Origin of the sequence: Micromonospora sp. NPDC047812, assembly GCF_040704175.1 — a bacterium.
Classification (GTDB): domain Bacteria; phylum Actinomycetota; class Actinomycetes; order Mycobacteriales; family Micromonosporaceae; genus Micromonospora.
Genome location: NZ_JBEYRY010000007.1, coordinates 127640 through 141503, shown reverse-complemented (window position 1 = coordinate 141503; position 13864 = coordinate 127640). Strand labels below are relative to the sequence as shown.

At 72.9% G+C, this 13864-nt stretch carries 13 protein-coding genes; 10 read left to right on the top strand and 3 right to left on the bottom strand.

What is annotated here, in order from left to right; translation table 11 throughout:
* Positions 1-71: 71 nt before the first annotated feature.
* Positions 72-578 (top strand): Lrp/AsnC family transcriptional regulator, encoded by a 507-nt coding sequence (locus AB0883_RS24185; protein ID WP_366643518.1) that lies wholly within the window; start codon positions 72-74, stop codon positions 576-578.
* On the opposite strand, the gene AB0883_RS24180 is transcribed toward AB0883_RS24185, so the two are convergent.
* Together AB0883_RS24180 and AB0883_RS24175 are read right to left on the bottom strand one after the other, a co-directional pair.
* Entirely contained in the window at positions 508-1119 is a 612-nt protein-coding gene (locus AB0883_RS24180) for a histidine phosphatase family protein (RefSeq protein WP_366643517.1), read from the bottom strand. The two genes, AB0883_RS24185 and AB0883_RS24180, sit on opposite strands and share 71 nt — an antisense overlap.
* Before the next feature lie 289 nt (positions 1120-1408).
* On the bottom strand, positions 1409-2815 hold the full coding sequence (locus AB0883_RS24175) for a lysine 2,3-aminomutase (RefSeq protein WP_366643516.1): 1407 nt from the start codon (positions 2813-2815) through the stop codon (positions 1409-1411).
* 154 nt (positions 2816-2969) lie between these two features.
* On the opposite strand from AB0883_RS24175, the gene AB0883_RS24170 reads away from it, so the two are divergent.
* The 9 genes from AB0883_RS24170 to AB0883_RS24130 all read left to right on the top strand — a co-directional run bounded on the left by AB0883_RS24170 (position 2970) and on the right by AB0883_RS24130 (position 13243).
* Positions 2970-4019, top strand: coding sequence for a zinc-binding alcohol dehydrogenase (locus AB0883_RS24170; RefSeq protein ID WP_366643590.1), 1050 nt, complete (start codon positions 2970-2972; stop codon positions 4017-4019).
* Positions 4020-4024: 5 nt separating this feature from the next.
* Positions 4025-5593 (top strand): amidohydrolase family protein, encoded by a 1569-nt coding sequence (locus AB0883_RS24165; protein ID WP_366643514.1) that lies wholly within the window; start codon positions 4025-4027, stop codon positions 5591-5593.
* A gap of 67 nt (positions 5594-5660) precedes the next feature.
* Complete coding sequence (locus tag AB0883_RS24160; RefSeq protein ID WP_366643513.1) at positions 5661-7247, top strand: lysine 5,6-aminomutase subunit alpha; 1587 nt, start codon at positions 5661-5663, stop codon at positions 7245-7247.
* A 71-nt stretch (positions 7248-7318) separates the two neighbouring features.
* Positions 7319-8020 carry an OAM dimerization domain-containing protein gene (locus AB0883_RS24155; RefSeq protein ID WP_366643589.1) on the top strand — a complete coding sequence of 234 codons (702 nt, stop codon included), beginning with the start codon at positions 7319-7321 and terminating at the stop codon, positions 8018-8020.
* Positions 8017-8409, top strand: coding sequence for a hotdog domain-containing protein (locus tag AB0883_RS24150; protein ID WP_121398270.1), 393 nt, complete (start codon positions 8017-8019; stop codon positions 8407-8409). Before AB0883_RS24155 ends, AB0883_RS24150 begins: the two co-directional genes overlap by 4 nt.
* Positions 8406-9743 carry a glutamate mutase L gene (locus tag AB0883_RS24145; protein ID WP_366643512.1) on the top strand — a complete coding sequence of 446 codons (1338 nt, stop codon included), beginning with the start codon at positions 8406-8408 and terminating at the stop codon, positions 9741-9743. Before AB0883_RS24150 ends, AB0883_RS24145 begins: the two co-directional genes overlap by 4 nt.
* Positions 9744-10211: 468 nt before the next feature.
* Positions 10212-11789 (top strand): apolipoprotein N-acyltransferase, encoded by a 1578-nt coding sequence (gene lnt / locus AB0883_RS24140; RefSeq protein WP_366643588.1) that lies wholly within the window; start codon positions 10212-10214, stop codon positions 11787-11789.
* Between the two features lie 34 nt (positions 11790-11823).
* Positions 11824-12630, top strand: a complete 807-nt coding sequence (locus tag AB0883_RS24135; protein ID WP_366643511.1) for a polyprenol monophosphomannose synthase — start codon at positions 11824-11826, stop codon at positions 12628-12630.
* An 85-nt stretch (positions 12631-12715) separates the two neighbouring features.
* Positions 12716-13243 (top strand): FxsA family protein, encoded by a 528-nt coding sequence (locus AB0883_RS24130; protein WP_366643510.1) that lies wholly within the window; start codon positions 12716-12718, stop codon positions 13241-13243.
* 63 nt (positions 13244-13306) lie between these two features.
* Here AB0883_RS24130 and AB0883_RS24125 read toward each other — a convergent pair whose 3' ends face one another.
* Positions 13307-13648 (bottom strand): RNA polymerase-binding protein RbpA, encoded by a 342-nt coding sequence (locus AB0883_RS24125; protein ID WP_007460094.1) that lies wholly within the window; start codon positions 13646-13648, stop codon positions 13307-13309.
* Positions 13649-13864: the final 216 nt, after the last annotated feature.

The window sequence follows — 13864 nt, the reverse complement described above, 5'->3', positions numbered from 1 at the left end:
GCACGTGTGCCGCGTCGCGTCGGCGGGCCGCGTCGTCGCCGCGACGCCGTTTTCCCGGTAGGTTGCACGCCGTGGAGGAGATCGACCGCGCCATCATCGCCGCGCTGACCGCTGACGGTCGGCTGTCGTACACGGATCTGGCGGAGAAGGTGGGCCTGTCGGTCTCCGCCGTGCACCAGCGGGTGCGCCGCCTGGAGCAGCGCGGCGTGATCAAGGGGTACGCCGCCCGGGTCTCCTTCGAGGCCCTCGACCTGCCGCTGACCGCGTTCGTGGCGATCCGGCCGTTCGACCCGTCACAGCCCGACGACGCGCCGGAGCGGCTGGCCCACCTGCCCGAGATCGACTCGTGCTACTCGGTGGCGGGGGAGGACTTCTACCTCCTGCTGGTGCGGGTGGCCAGCCCGGCCGACCTGGAGCGGCTGCTCCAGGAGATCCGTACGGCGGCGAACGTGACCACCCGCACGACGGTGGTGCTGTCGACGCCGTACGAGAACCGGCCGCCGAAGATCAGTGCCGAGCCCCAGATTCGGGTGCGGTCGCGGGCGTCGGGGGAACAGGCTGGTTCCAGCGCAGGATGACCCGCCGGCCGTGCTCGTGGCCGAGCACGCTGACCGTGGCGGTGTCCAGGCGCAGCAGCCCGCCGGCCGACGGCGGCAGGCCGACCCAGCGGGCGCCGAGCACGCGCAGGCTGTGGGCGTGCCCGACGAGGGCGACGGTGCCCCGGTCGAGCAGCGGGTGCACCCGGGCGAGCACCCGGTCGAGGCGCTCACCGACCTGGTTCGGGGACTCCCCGCCGGGGCAGCCGTCGGCCCAGATGGACCAGTTCGGGCGGTCGTCGCGGATGGCGGCGGTGGTGCGCCCCTCGTATTCGCCGTAGTTCCACTCGGCCAGGTCGTCGACCGTGCCGGTGACGGTGAGGCCGGCGAGCCGCGCGGTGTGCAGCGCCCGGGCGCGGGGGCTGGTCAGGACCGCGGCGAAGCGCCGGCCGGCGAGGAAGCGGCCGAGGGCGCGGGCCTGCCGCTCGCCGTCGGGGGTGAGCTGGAGGTCGGTGTACGAGGTGTGCCGGCGGCTGGCGCTCCAGGTGGTCTCGCCGTGCCGGATCAGCAGAAGCTCTCCCATTCGTCCAGTCAACCAGACGGCCCGTCCCCACCGTTCACCTAGTGTCCTAGGATGCCTTAGGGAGTGTGCGGGCCGTCGCAGACCGCGAAGGGCACGCCACCGACAAGGGACGAAGCCCGGAAGATCGCGTCGGAGACGCAGAGCCGGCCGGCCCGACGTGGGTGTGCGGGGAGACGGCTCCGTGCCCGGCGGGGGAGACGTGGTGGCAGTGGTGTGCCGGGCCGGGCGGGTCCGAAAACGCGTCACCCCCGGGCCGGTGCCGGCTCCGGGGGTGACGGTGCGCTGGTGGTCAGTCGTTGCGGTGCGCGGCCCACCACTGCTGCCCGGTCTCGGGCAGGGTGTCGATCGGGTCGTAGTAGGCGTGGCGCTTGTTGAGCGCCTCGGCGTCGGCGGACTCGATGGAGGTGCGGTAGTTCTTCGTCCAGTACGAGATGCCGCGGTCGCGGTCGTACTCGGTGAGCATGTGCACCCAGCGCTTGCCGACGAAGGGGACGTCGCAGACGATGCGCGGGGTGGCGTAGCCGGGCAGGTAGCCCATGATGTCGTGCTGGAGCTGCTGGGCGTGCCAGACCGGGACCCGCCAGTGCTCGGCGTTGGGGATCATGTCGCACATGTAGAAGTAGTACGGCAGGATGCCGGCCTCGCCCTGGAGGGCGAAGCAGAGGTCGAGCAGGTCGGGGGCGGTGGCGTTGACGCCGCGCATGAGCACGCCCTGGTTGCGGACGTCGCGTACGCCGACGTCGAGGGCGGTCTGGGCGGCCCGGGCGACCAGCGGGGTGAGCGACTGGGCGTGGTTGACGTGGGTGTGGATGGCGAGGTTGACGCCGCGTCGGGCGGCGGTGCGGGCGACCCGTTCGAGGCCCTCGACGACGTCGGGCTGGAGCCAGTGCTGGGGCAGGCCCATGAGGGCCTTGGTGGCGAGCCGGATGTCGCGGATGGTCTCGATCTCCAGCAGCCGCATCAGGTAGGACTCGAGGTTCTTCCACGGGACGTTGGCCACGTCGCCGCCGGAGACGACGACGTCACGGACGCCGGGGTGGGCCTTGAGGTAGCCGATGTGGGCGTCGTAGCGGTCGACGGGCTTGAGGGTCAGCTTGAGCTTGTCGACGGCGGGGGTGGAGTTGCCGACGAGGTCCATGCGGGTGCAGTGCCCGCAGTACTGGGGGCAGGTGGAGAGCAGCTCGGCGAGGACCTTGGTGGGGTAGCGGTGGGTGAGGCCCTCGGCGACCCACATGTCGTGTTCGTGCAGGGAGTCGCGGCTGGCGTACGGGTGGGAGGGCCAGTCGGTGCGCCGGTCGGAGGCGACGGGGATCATGTAGCGCCGGATCGGGTCGGCCAGGAACGCCTCGGTGGTCATCGGGGCGAACGGGACCATCGTGTTGATCATCTGGGGCGGCACCAGCATGGACATGGTGGCCAGGGCCTTCTGGTCGGCCTCGAGGTCGGCGTAGAAGGTCTCGTCGACCGCGTCGCCGAGGACGGTGCGCAGCTGTTTGATGTTCTTGACGCAGTTGACGCGCTGCCACTGTGCGTTCTCCCACTGGTCGCGGGTGACGTGGCGCCAGCCGGGGAAGCGGGTCCAGTCGGGTTCGACGAGGGGCGCGCGGCGGTATTCGTAGGGCTGTCCGGCGGTGGGGACCGCGACCGGCGCAGGGCGGGGCGGGGACAGGGTCTCCACCGGTTGGGTCTGGGTCACGGCCCCTCCTCGATGTGGTGCGGTTGATCAGCGACCCCGAAGGCTACTGGAAAATATTCGGTGAAGAAATTAGTCTGCCGTAAGTTTTCCCGCTACGCGAGCCCTGATCGGGGCTTCGAGCGGCGTGACAGGGGAGGTCGGCGTGACGTCACCGGTGGGTCTGCACCGCGTTGTCGAACCGGCGGGGGTGCTTCCGCAGGCCGCGTGGCGGCTGGACGCGAGTCCGGAGATCGCGCCGAACGAGGTGCGGATCCGGGTGGAGCGGTTGAACCTGGACGCGGCGAGCTTCCGGCAGCTGTGGGAGAAGCACGGCGGGGACGGCGACGCGGTGCGCGCCGAGGTGCTCCAGATCGTGTCCGCCCGGGGCAAGATGCAGAACCCGGTGACCGGGTCGGGCGGGATGCTGATCGGCACGGTGGAGGAGGCGGGGCGGCGTTCCCCGCTGGGGCTGCGGGCGGGCCAGCGGGTGGCGACCCTGGTGTCGCTGACGTTGACGCCCCTGACGATCCTCGACGGGTTGGCCCGCTGGGACGGGCGCAGCGAGCAGGTGCCGTGCGACGGGTACGCGATCCTGTTCGCCCGGTCGATCGCGGCGGTGCTGCCGGCGGATCTCGATCCGCAGCTGTCCCTGGCGGTGCTGGACGTGTGCGGGGCGCCGGCGCTGACGGCGCGGGTGGTGTCGCGCCACGTGGCGGAGCGGGAGCGGGCGGGGGACCCGACGCCGGTGCGGGTGGCGGTGATCGGCGGCGCGGGCAAGAGCGGGTCGCTGTCGCTGGCGGCGGCGCGGCGGGCGGGTGCCGCTCGTACGGTCGGGGTGGTGCCGGTGGTGGCGGAGCGCGACGCGCTGGCGGCGGTGGGTCTGGCGGACGCGGTGGCGTTGGCCGACGCCCGGGACCCGGTGGCGGTGTCGACGGCGGTGACGACGGCGTTGGAGGCGCCGGCGGACGTGACGGTGGTCTGCGTGGACGTGCCGGGCTGTGAGCACGGTGCGGTGCTGGCGACGGCGGACGGCGGCACGGTGGTGTTCTTCTCGATGGCGACGAGTTTCGCGGCGGCGGCGTTGGGGGCGGAGGGCCTGGCGGCGGACGTGACGATGCTGGTCGGCAACGGTTACGTGCCGGGGCACGCGGAGTTCGCGTTGGGTCTGCTGCGCGCGGAGTCGGGGGTGCGGGCGTTGTTCGAGGCGCGTCTCGCGGCAGACTGATGGTCATGACGAACCCCTCGACTCTGTACCGCGGCGGGACGCTGCACTGCCCGGCCGATCCGAGCGCGACGGCTCTGCTGGTCACCGACGGCCGGATCTCCTGGTTGGGGGTGGACGCGGACGCGCCGGCCGCCGAGCGGGTGGTGGATCTGGACGGGGCGTTGGTGACGCCGGCGTTCGTCGACGCCCACGTGCACGCGACGGACACGGGGTTGGCGTTGTCGGGGCTGGACCTGTCGGGGGTGCGGTCGGCGGCGGAGTTGCTGGACGCGGTGGCGGGGTTCGCGGCGGGGTTGCCGTCGGACGCGGTGGTGCTGGGGCACGGCTGGGACGAGTCGAGCTGGCCGGTGCCGGAGCTGCCGGACGCGGTGGTGTTGGACCGGGCGGCCGGCGGCCGGCGGGTGTACCTGTCGCAGGCGTCGATCCATTCGGCGCTGGTGTCGGCGGCGTTGCTGGCGGCGTGTCCGCAGGTGGTGTCGGCGGCGGGGTACGACGCGTCGGGGTGGTTGCGGCGGGACGCGCACCATGTGGTGCGGGCGGCGGCGTTCGCGTCGGTGACGCGGGCGCAGCGGGTGGCGGCGCAGCGGGCGGCGTTGGCGCACGCGGCGTCGTTGGGTATCGCGGCGGTGCACGAGTGCGGTGGTCCGGAGATCTCCGACGAGGAGGATTTCACGGGTCTGTTGGCGTTGTCGGGTGACGGTGTGGCGGAGGTGTACGGGTACTGGGGTGAGCTGCTGGGTGCGGCGCGGGCCCGGGAGTTGGGTGCGGTGGGGGCCGGGGGTGACTTGTTCGCCGACGGGGCGTTGGGGTCGCGTACGGCGCACGTGTCGCGTGACTACCTGGATGGTGACGGGGGTTGCGGGCACGGCTATCTGAGTGCGGAGCAGGTGCGGGAGCATCTGTTGGACTGTGCGGCGCACGGTGTGCAGGGTGGGTTCCACGCGATCGGTGACGCGGCGATCTCGACGGTGCTGGAGGGGTTCGCGGGGGCGGCGGAGAGGCTGGGCACGGACCGGGTGCGGGCGGCGCGGCACCGTATCGAGCACGCGGAGATCATGAACAAGCGGTTGATCGCGGGGTTCGTGGAGTACGGGATCGTGGCGAGCATGCAGCCGGCGTTCGACCGGTTGTGGGGTGGCGCGGGTCGGATGTACGAGTCGCGGTTGGGTTTGCAGCGGTCGTTGGAGTCGAATCCGATGGGGGCGATGCACGGCGTCGGGGTGGCGTTGGCGTTCGGGTCGGATTCGCCGGTGACGCCGCTGGATCCGTGGGGTTCGGTGCGGGCGGCGGTGTGGCACCACAGCCCGACGCAGCGGATGAGTGTGCGGTCGGCGTTCGCGGCGCACACCCGTGGCGGGTGGCGGGCGGTGCGGATGGACAACGAGGGTGTGCTGGCGTTGGGGGCGCCGGCGACGTTCGCGGTGTGGTCGACGCCGGCGGGGGTGGACCGGGGGTTGCCGGTGTTGTTGGCGGCGGATGTGGAGGCGCGTGGTCCGCTGGACCCGACGCCGCTGCCGGTGTGTCGGCGCACGGTGTTGCGCGGTGACGTGATCTACGAGGAAGGGTCTTCGTGAGCGAGCGAACCATCGGTACGGCACGGGGGGCGCGTGGCGCCGTCGCCGGGCGGAGTGGGGTGATGGTGTGACGGGCAAGCTTGACCTGGATCCGCGGTTGGTGGCGCGGGCGCGGGAGTTGGCGCGTCGGGCGGGGCAGCCGGTGGTGGATCTGGCGCGTAGCCACACGACGGTGTCGGTGGAGCGTGCGGTGTTGCGGCTGGCCGGTGTTTCCGGTGCCGATCCGGACGGGATTCCGTGGGTGAACCGGCTCGTGGACGCGGTGGTCGCGGACGTGGGGTTGGGGCACGGGGTGGCGTTGCCGGTGTTCGACGCGCTGGCCCGGGAGCAGCTCGGTGACGTGACGTTGCTGGCGCAGAAGGCGGCGGCGGGGTCGGTGCGGTTCGAGGTGCCGACGGGGAAGGCGGCCACGGCGGCGCGGAAGGCGGCGCGGCGGGCGGTTGGTGCGGGGGTCCGGGCGATCGACCGGCGGCGGGCGGAGCGGGACCGGCTGGTGAAGCGGTTCGGTGATCCGAGGCAGCGGCCGTGGATCTATCTGATCGTGGCGACGGGGGACATCTACGAGGACATTCCGCAGGCGCAGGCGGCGGCGCGGGCGGGTGCGGACGTCATCGCGGTGATCCGGTCGACGGGGCAGTCGTTGCTGGACTACGTGCCGGAGGGGGCGACGCGGGAGGGCTTCGCGGGCACGTACGCGACGCAGGAGAACTTCCGGTTGATGCGGGCGGCGCTGGACGAGTCGTCGCGGGAGTTGGGCCGGTACGTGCGGCTGACGAACTACGCGTCGGGTCTGTGCATGCCGGAGATGGCGACGTTGGCCGGCCTGGAGCGGCTGGACATGATGTTGAACGACTCGATGTACGGGATCCTGTTCCGTGACATCAACCCGATCCGGACGTTCGTGGACCAGCGGTTCTCGCGTCAGGTGCACGCGCGGGCGGGGATCATCATCAACACCGGTGAGGACAACTACCTGACCACCGCGGACGCGGTGGACGAGGCGCACACGGTGACGGTGTCGCAGTTGCTCAACGAGTTCTTCGCGCACGAGGCGGGGTTGGCGGACTGGCAGTTGGGGTTGGGGCACGCGTTCGAGATCAACCCTGATGTGCCGGAGTCGTTGCGGTTGGAGTTGGCGCACGCGTTGCTGGCGCGGGAGTTGTTCCCGGACGCGCCGTTGAAGTGGATGCCGCCGACGAAGCACATGACGGGCGACGTGTTCCGGGGGAACCTGCTGGACGGGTTCTTCAACCTGGTGGGGACGGTGACCGGTCAGGGGATCCTGTTGGTGGGGATGATGACCGAGGCGGTGGTGACGCCGTGGTTGTCGGATCGGGACATCGCGTTGCAGAACGTGCGGTACGTGCTGGGTGCGGCCGGTGGGTTGCACGAGGACTTCGTGCCGGCGCCGGGCGGGTTCATCCAGCAGCGGGCCAACCGGGTGCTGGGTGAGGCGGTCGAGCTGCTGGAGCGTATCGGTGAGCAGTCGTTGTTGACGGCGATCGCCGAGGGCACGTTCGGGATCATGAAGCGGCCGGCGGACCGGGGCAAGGGGTTGTCGGGGGTGGCCGCGCACGAGGCGGGCTATTTCAATCCGGCTACGGAGATCCTGGAGGCGGCGGCGGTGGCGGGTGGAGAGGTGGCACGGGCGTGAGCGCCGTCGGGGCCGGCGGGGACGCCGGGAAGAAGATCGTCCGGCCGTACGGGGACACGACGGGCGACGGCATGGTGCAGGTGTCGTTCACGTTGCCGGTGTCGCACGACAAGCGGGCCGAGGGCGCGGCGGTGCAGTTGGCGAACAAGATGGGCATCGATCCGGCGATGCTGGTGCACGCCAAGCCGATGAGCGACGGGTTCACGTTCTTCGTGGTGTACGGGCGGGTGAACCATCTGGTGGACCTGTCGGCGGTGCAGGTGGTGGAGCGGGACTTTCCGCTGCTGAGTGCCAAGGAGGTCAACGCGGTGGTGAAGCGGCGGTTGCGGCGCAAGTTGTCGGTGGTGGGGGCGTGCATCGGCACGGACGCGCACACGGTCGGCATCGACGCGATCCTCAACGTCAAGGGCATCGCCGGGGAGAAGGGTCTTGAGTACTACCGGGAGCTGAAGGTCACGAACCTGGGTGCGCAGGTGAGCGTGCCGGAGTTGGTGGAGGTGGCGCGGGTGGAGCGGGCGGACGCGGTGTTGGTGTCGCAGGTGGTGACGCAGCGCGACGCGCATCTGCACAACACTCGGGAGATGTCGGCGGCGTTCCGGGAGGCGATGCCGGCGGGGCGTCGGCCGTTGCTGATCGTGGGTGGGCCGCGTTTCGACGAGTCGATGGCCGGCGAGTTGGGTGTGGATCGGATCTTCGGCCGGGGGACGACCCCGGGTGAGGTGGCGAGTTTCCTGGTGCACGCGTTGATCACGGACAAGAGGGCGAAGGCATGAGTGATTCCCGGGTGGGTCTGACGGTCGTGCACCGGCGGTATGTGCCGTATTCGCACGCCCACTACGCCGGCAACCTGGTCGACGGGGCGTACGCGTTGGGGTTGTTCGGGGATGTGGCCACGGAGGTGTGTATCCGCACCGATGGCGACGAGGGGCTGTTCGCGTCGTACTCGGACGTGCAGTTCCGGGCGGCGATGCGGGCGGGCGACGTGTTGGAGGTGACGGCGACGGTGACCCGGGTGGGTACGCGCAGCCGCACGATCGACTTCGCCGCGCGGGTGGTGTGCCGGGGGCGGCCGGATCGGGGTGAGTCGGCCGCGGAGGTGCTCGACGAGCCGATCGTGGCGGTCACCGCGACCGGCACGGTGGTCGTTCCGCCGGTGGCGTGAGGTACGCGGTCTGCGCCGACGTCGGGTCCACGTACACGAAGGTGGCGGTGGTGGATCTCGACGGGGGCGCGTTGGTGGCGTCGGCGTCGGCGCCGACGACGGTGGGTACGGACGTGCTGCACGGCCTGGACGCGGCGGTGGCGGCGGCCACCGCCGGCCTGGCGGTGGGTCGGGTGCCGTGGTATGTGTGCTCGTCGGCCGGTGGTGGGTTGCGCCTGGCGGTCGTGGGCTACGAGCGGCTGGTGACGGCGCAGGCGGGCCGGCGGGTGGGTCTGTCGGCGGGCGCGGACGTGGTGCACGTGGCGGCGGGTCGGCTCGGTGCGGCGGAGCTGGCCGGGTTGCGTGCGGCCCGCCCGGACGTGGTGCTGCTGGTGGGTGGCACCGACGGCGGTGACGCCGAGACGTTGACGCACAACGCGACGCGGCTGGCGAGGGCCCGCTGGCGGGTGCCGGTGGTGTTGGCCGGCAATGTCGACGCCCGCGACGACCTGCACGCGGTGCTGGCGGGGGCGCGGGTGCCGGTGACGGTGGCCGACAACGTGTTGCCGCGTATCGGGGTGTTGGCGCCGGCGTCGGCGCGGGCGGCGATCCGGGAGGTGTTCCTGCGGCACGTGATCGGTGGCAAGCGGCTGTCGCGGGGGTCGCGGTTCGCGCGGCTGGTGCGGGCGGCCACCCCCGACGCGGTGCTGACCGGCGTGGAGGTGCTGGCCGACACGCTGGGTGGTGATCTGGTGGTGGTGGACGTGGGTGGCGCCACCACGGACGTGTATTCGGTGCTCACGCCGGACGAGCGGGCCACCGGGCCGGGGCGGGAGGTGGCGGGGTCGCTGTGGCGGGCCCGTACCGTCGAGGGGGACCTGGGCATGCGGTGGAGCGCGCCGGGGGTGGTGCGGGCGGCCGTCGAGGAGCGGTTGCTGACCGACGGGCAGCGCGACGACCTGGCGGCGGGGGCGGCGGTGCGCGCCGGCGATCCGGGGTTCCTGCCGGTGGGGGACGCGGAGCGTGCGGTGGACACGCGGATCGCGGCGCTGGCGGCGACGGTGGCGTTGCGGCGGCACGCGCGGGGGGCGGCCACGGGTGAGCGGGCGGGGCGGGACCTGCGTGACGTGCGGCTGCTGGTGGGTTCCGGTGGGGTGTTGCGGCACGCCGCGCCGGCGGACGCGGCGGGTGTGCTGGGTGCGGTGCTGGCCGACCACGCCGGTGGGTGGCCGTTGCCGCGGGCGGCGCGGCCGGTCGTCGACGTGGACTACGTGCTGGCCGCCGGTGGGTTGCTGGCCGCCGAGCATCCGGAGGCGGCGGGGGCGTTGCTGCGGCGGCACCTCGCCACGGATTGAGACTCGCCGACGCGACACGCCGTGGTGCATCACACGACAGGCCCGGGTGGGTTGACAGCGGCGGGGGTCCACGCCGTACCGTCTTTGAGTCCTACTACGGGAAGCGGCTGTTGTTCGCTTCGTCCCTTCGTCCGCTGGCCGAGCGACATGTGAGCAGTGCGTCGCGGCGGCCAGGTCCAGCGGGCGGGGGTCGGCGGGGCGGCGCGAACCGGCCGCGGTTACCGGTGTACGGGCAGGGTGAGGTGCACGGCCAGTAGACAACGGCCAGGCGGGGGCAGCCAGTCCGCGTCGGGTCGGTCCGAAGGTCGGCGTAGCTCATTCTCGCCCCACCGGCCGGGAAGGGCCTGGGAGCATCGGGGCGCGGCGCGAGCCGCGCCCCGATTTGTGTCCGTGGCCTGTTGTGCGGGGTGTGTGGCCCGGTGGGGCGGCGACCGGCCGGCGGGTAGCCTTCGGCCCGTGATCGTGGGGATGGTGCCGGCGCCGACCGGGGACGACAGCGGGCAGCCTGCCGGGCGGGCGTTGCCGTTGCCGGTGGCCGCGCCGATGGCGGTGGTGGCCGGGCTGGCGTTGCTGGCGGCGTTCCCGCCGTACGGGCTGTGGCCGCTCGCGCCGCTGGGGGTGGCGTTGCTGGCCGTGGCGACGCACCGTCGGCGGGTACGCGCGGGCGCCGGGTTGGGTCTGCTGACCGGGGTGGCGTTGTTCGCGCCGCTGCTGAGCTGGACGAATCTGCACACCGGCTACCTGCCGTGGGTGTTGCTGTCGCTGTTGCAGGCCGGCTACCTGGCGCTGCTGGGCGCGGCGGGCGCGTACGCCTCGCCGCTGGTCGACCGGGTGCGGTGGAGTTGGCCGGCGGTGACCGGGGTGTTGTGGGTGGGGCAGGAGGCGCTGCGCGACCGCACCCCGTTCGGTGGGTTCCCGTGGGGGCGCCTGGCGTTCAGCCAGGACGAATCGCCACTGCTGCGGCTGGCCGCGCTGGGCGGTGCGCCGCTGGTGACGTTCGCGGTGGCGCTGACCGGTGGGCTGGTGGGCGTGGCGCTGTGGCGGGCGTGGGAGTCGCCGCTGCGGCGGGCACCGATCGCGGCGCTGAGCGCCGCGGCGGTCGCGGTGCCGGTGGTCGGCCTGCTGGTGCCGGTGTCCGGTGCGGGGGGCGGTGACGCGGTGACGGTGGCGATCGTGCAGGGCAACGTGCCCCGGCTCGGGTTGGACTTCAACGCCCAGCGGCAGGCGGTGCTGAACAACCACGTCGACGCCACGATCGAGCTGGCCGGGCAGGTGTCCGCCGGCGTGCGGCCCCGCCCCGACCTGGTGGTGTGGCCGGAGAACTCCAGCGACATCGACCCGCTGCGCGACACCGACGCCGGGGCGCGCATCTCGCAGGCCGCCGACGCGGTCGGCGCCCCGATCCTGGTCGGTGCGGTGCTGCGCGGCCCCGGAGAGGGGCAGGTGCGCAACGCGGGGATCCTGTGGCGGCCCGGCAGCGGCCCGGACCTGGAGCAGCTGTACACGAAGCGGCATCCGGTGCCGTTCGCCGAGTACGTGCCGATGCGTGATCTGGCCCGGATGGTCAGCAAGCAGGTCGACCGGGTCCGCGCCGACTTCGTGCCGGGCAGCGAGCCGGGGGTGCTGCGTACGGGGGCGGCGGTGCTCGGCGACGTGATCTGTTTCGAGGTCGCCTACGACGAGGTGGTGCGTGACACCGTCACGGGCGGGGCGCAGCTGCTGGTGGTGCAGACCAACAACGCCACGTTCGACGTGGCCGAGGCGCGCCAGCAGTTGGCCATGGTGCGGCTGCGGGCGGTCGAGCACGGCCGGCCGGCGTTGATGGCCTCCACGGTCGGGGTGTCCGGGTTCGTTGCCCCGGACGGGCGGGTAAGCGACGCCACCGGGTTCAACACCCGAGCGGTCGTGGTGCGGCAGCTGCGGCTGGACGACGGACGCACCCTGGCCACCCGGGTCGGGTTGTGGCCGGAGGTGGCGCTGGCCACCCTGGCCGTGGTGGCCCTGGTCGGCGCGGGCGTGCTGCGCCGCCGGCCGCACGCCGGGTGACACCAGCCGGTACGCCGGCGGAGGGGGAGCGACGGTGGGCGAGACGACCGGCACCCGGACGGAAAGCGGTCATCCGGGGCTGGGTCGGGTGCTCGTGGTGATCCCGACCTACAACGAGGCCGACAACGTGGCGAGGATCGTGGCGCGGGTGCGTCGCGCCGCGCCGGCGGTGGAGATCCTGGTCGCCGACGACAACAGCCCGGACGGCACCGGTGCGCTCGCCGACGCCCTGGCCGGCGACGACCGTCGGGTGCATGTGCTGCACCGCGAGGGCAAGCAGGGCCTCGGCGCGGCCTACCTGGCGGGGTTCGCGTGGGCCCGCGAGCGCGGCTTCGACGCGGTGGTGGAGATGGACGCCGACGGTTCGCACGCCCCGGAGGACCTGCCCGCGCTGCTGTCCGCCGCCCGCGACGCCGACGTGGTGATCGGTTCCCGGTGGACCGCGGGGGCGCGGGTGGTGAACTGGCCGCTGCGGCGGCTGCTGTTGTCGCGCTGCGGCAACCTGTACGCGCGGCTGGTGTTGGGCATGCCGTTGTCCGACGCGACCGGCGGCTACCGGGTGTACCGGCTGGCGGCCCTGGACGAGATCGACCTGGCGTCGGTCTGCTCGCAGGGCTACTCGTTCCAGGTGGAGTTGTCCCGGCTGGCGCACCGCTCCGGGGCGCGCATCGTCGAGGTGCCGATCACGTTCGCCGAGCGGGAGCGCGGCAGCAGCAAGATGAGCCCGCTGATCGTGGCGGAGGCGTTGTGGCGGATCACGGCGTGGGGGGTGCAGGACCGGCGGCTGGCGGTGCGGCGGGGCCTGCACGGCACCCCCACCGGTCAGGTGCGGTGGCCCTGAGCGGCGGCGTGTCATGCTGGACGGGGCGCCGGCGCCCGCGCGGGGTGGCCCCGCCGCAGGCGCCGCTGATGGCGGATGGGGTGAGATGCGCCGAGGACTGAGGTTTGTGCCGTTGGCCCTGTTGGCGGCGACGCTGCTGGAGCTGGTGGTGTTCGTCGCGGTGGGGCGGGCGATCGGGTTCGGCTCGGCACTGCTGGTGGTGTTCGCGGTGTCGCTGCTGGGGCTGGTGCTGCTGCGTCGGGAGGGGATGCGCGCCTGGCGTGGCTTCAAGGCCTCCGCGCAGGCCGGTCAGCCGCCGGGCCGGCAGGTCACCGACGGTCTCGTCGGGCTGCTCGGTGCGCTGCTGCTGGCGATGCCGGGCCTGCTCAGCGGCCTGGTGGGGGTGTCGTTGCTGGTGCCGCCGGTGCGCCGGCTGGCCCGCAACGGGGTGCAGCGGGCCGCGGAGCGGCGGGTGTCGTCGATGGTCGCCGGTGACCTGTTCGGGCCGCGCCGGGTGCGGGTGCGGCGGGGTGCGCCGCAGCCGGCACAGCCGCAGCCGGCTGCCGAACCGACCGTCGTCGTCGACGGGGGGCGCGCCATCGAGGGTGAGATCGTCGAGCCCGGCCGGAACTGAGCCGGACACGACGGCGCCCCGGGAGCGGATGCTCCCGGGGCGCCGTGGCGTCCAGGTTGCGGCTCAGGCGCGGCCGCGGCGGGTGCGGACCTCCTGCAGCCGCTCGGCGAGGATGTCCTCCAGCTCGGCGATGGAACGCCGCTCCAACAGCATGTCCCAGTGGGTGCGCGGCGGCTTGGCCTTCTTCTGCTCCGGCTCGTTGCCGTCGACCAGCCGGGCCACGCTGCCGTCGAACTTGCACTCCCAGGTCGTGGGGACCTCGGCGTCGACGGCGAACGGAACCTCGAACTGGTGGCCCTTGGCGCAGAGGTACTCGCGGGTCTGACGCGGCGCGAGCTCCGTGTTGCGGTCGGATTCGTAGCTGACCGCGCCCAGACGGCTGCCACGCAGCATACGCTCGCCCATGATCGACTTCCCCTCGTTCGTGGTGCTGGTCTTCTCGGTGTAACGGTCCGTTCCCGCCGGGCCATTCCCGCCCGGACGCCGGGCGGGCCTGCACAAGGGTAGCCGGCCACGCCAGCCGCCCGACGAGGTCGCCCCGGGCCGCATCGGGCGGGTGGAGTGTCTCCGCTGTGCCACCGGCGATGGTAGCCGCCCCGAGGCGACGCAGGTCGCGGCAGC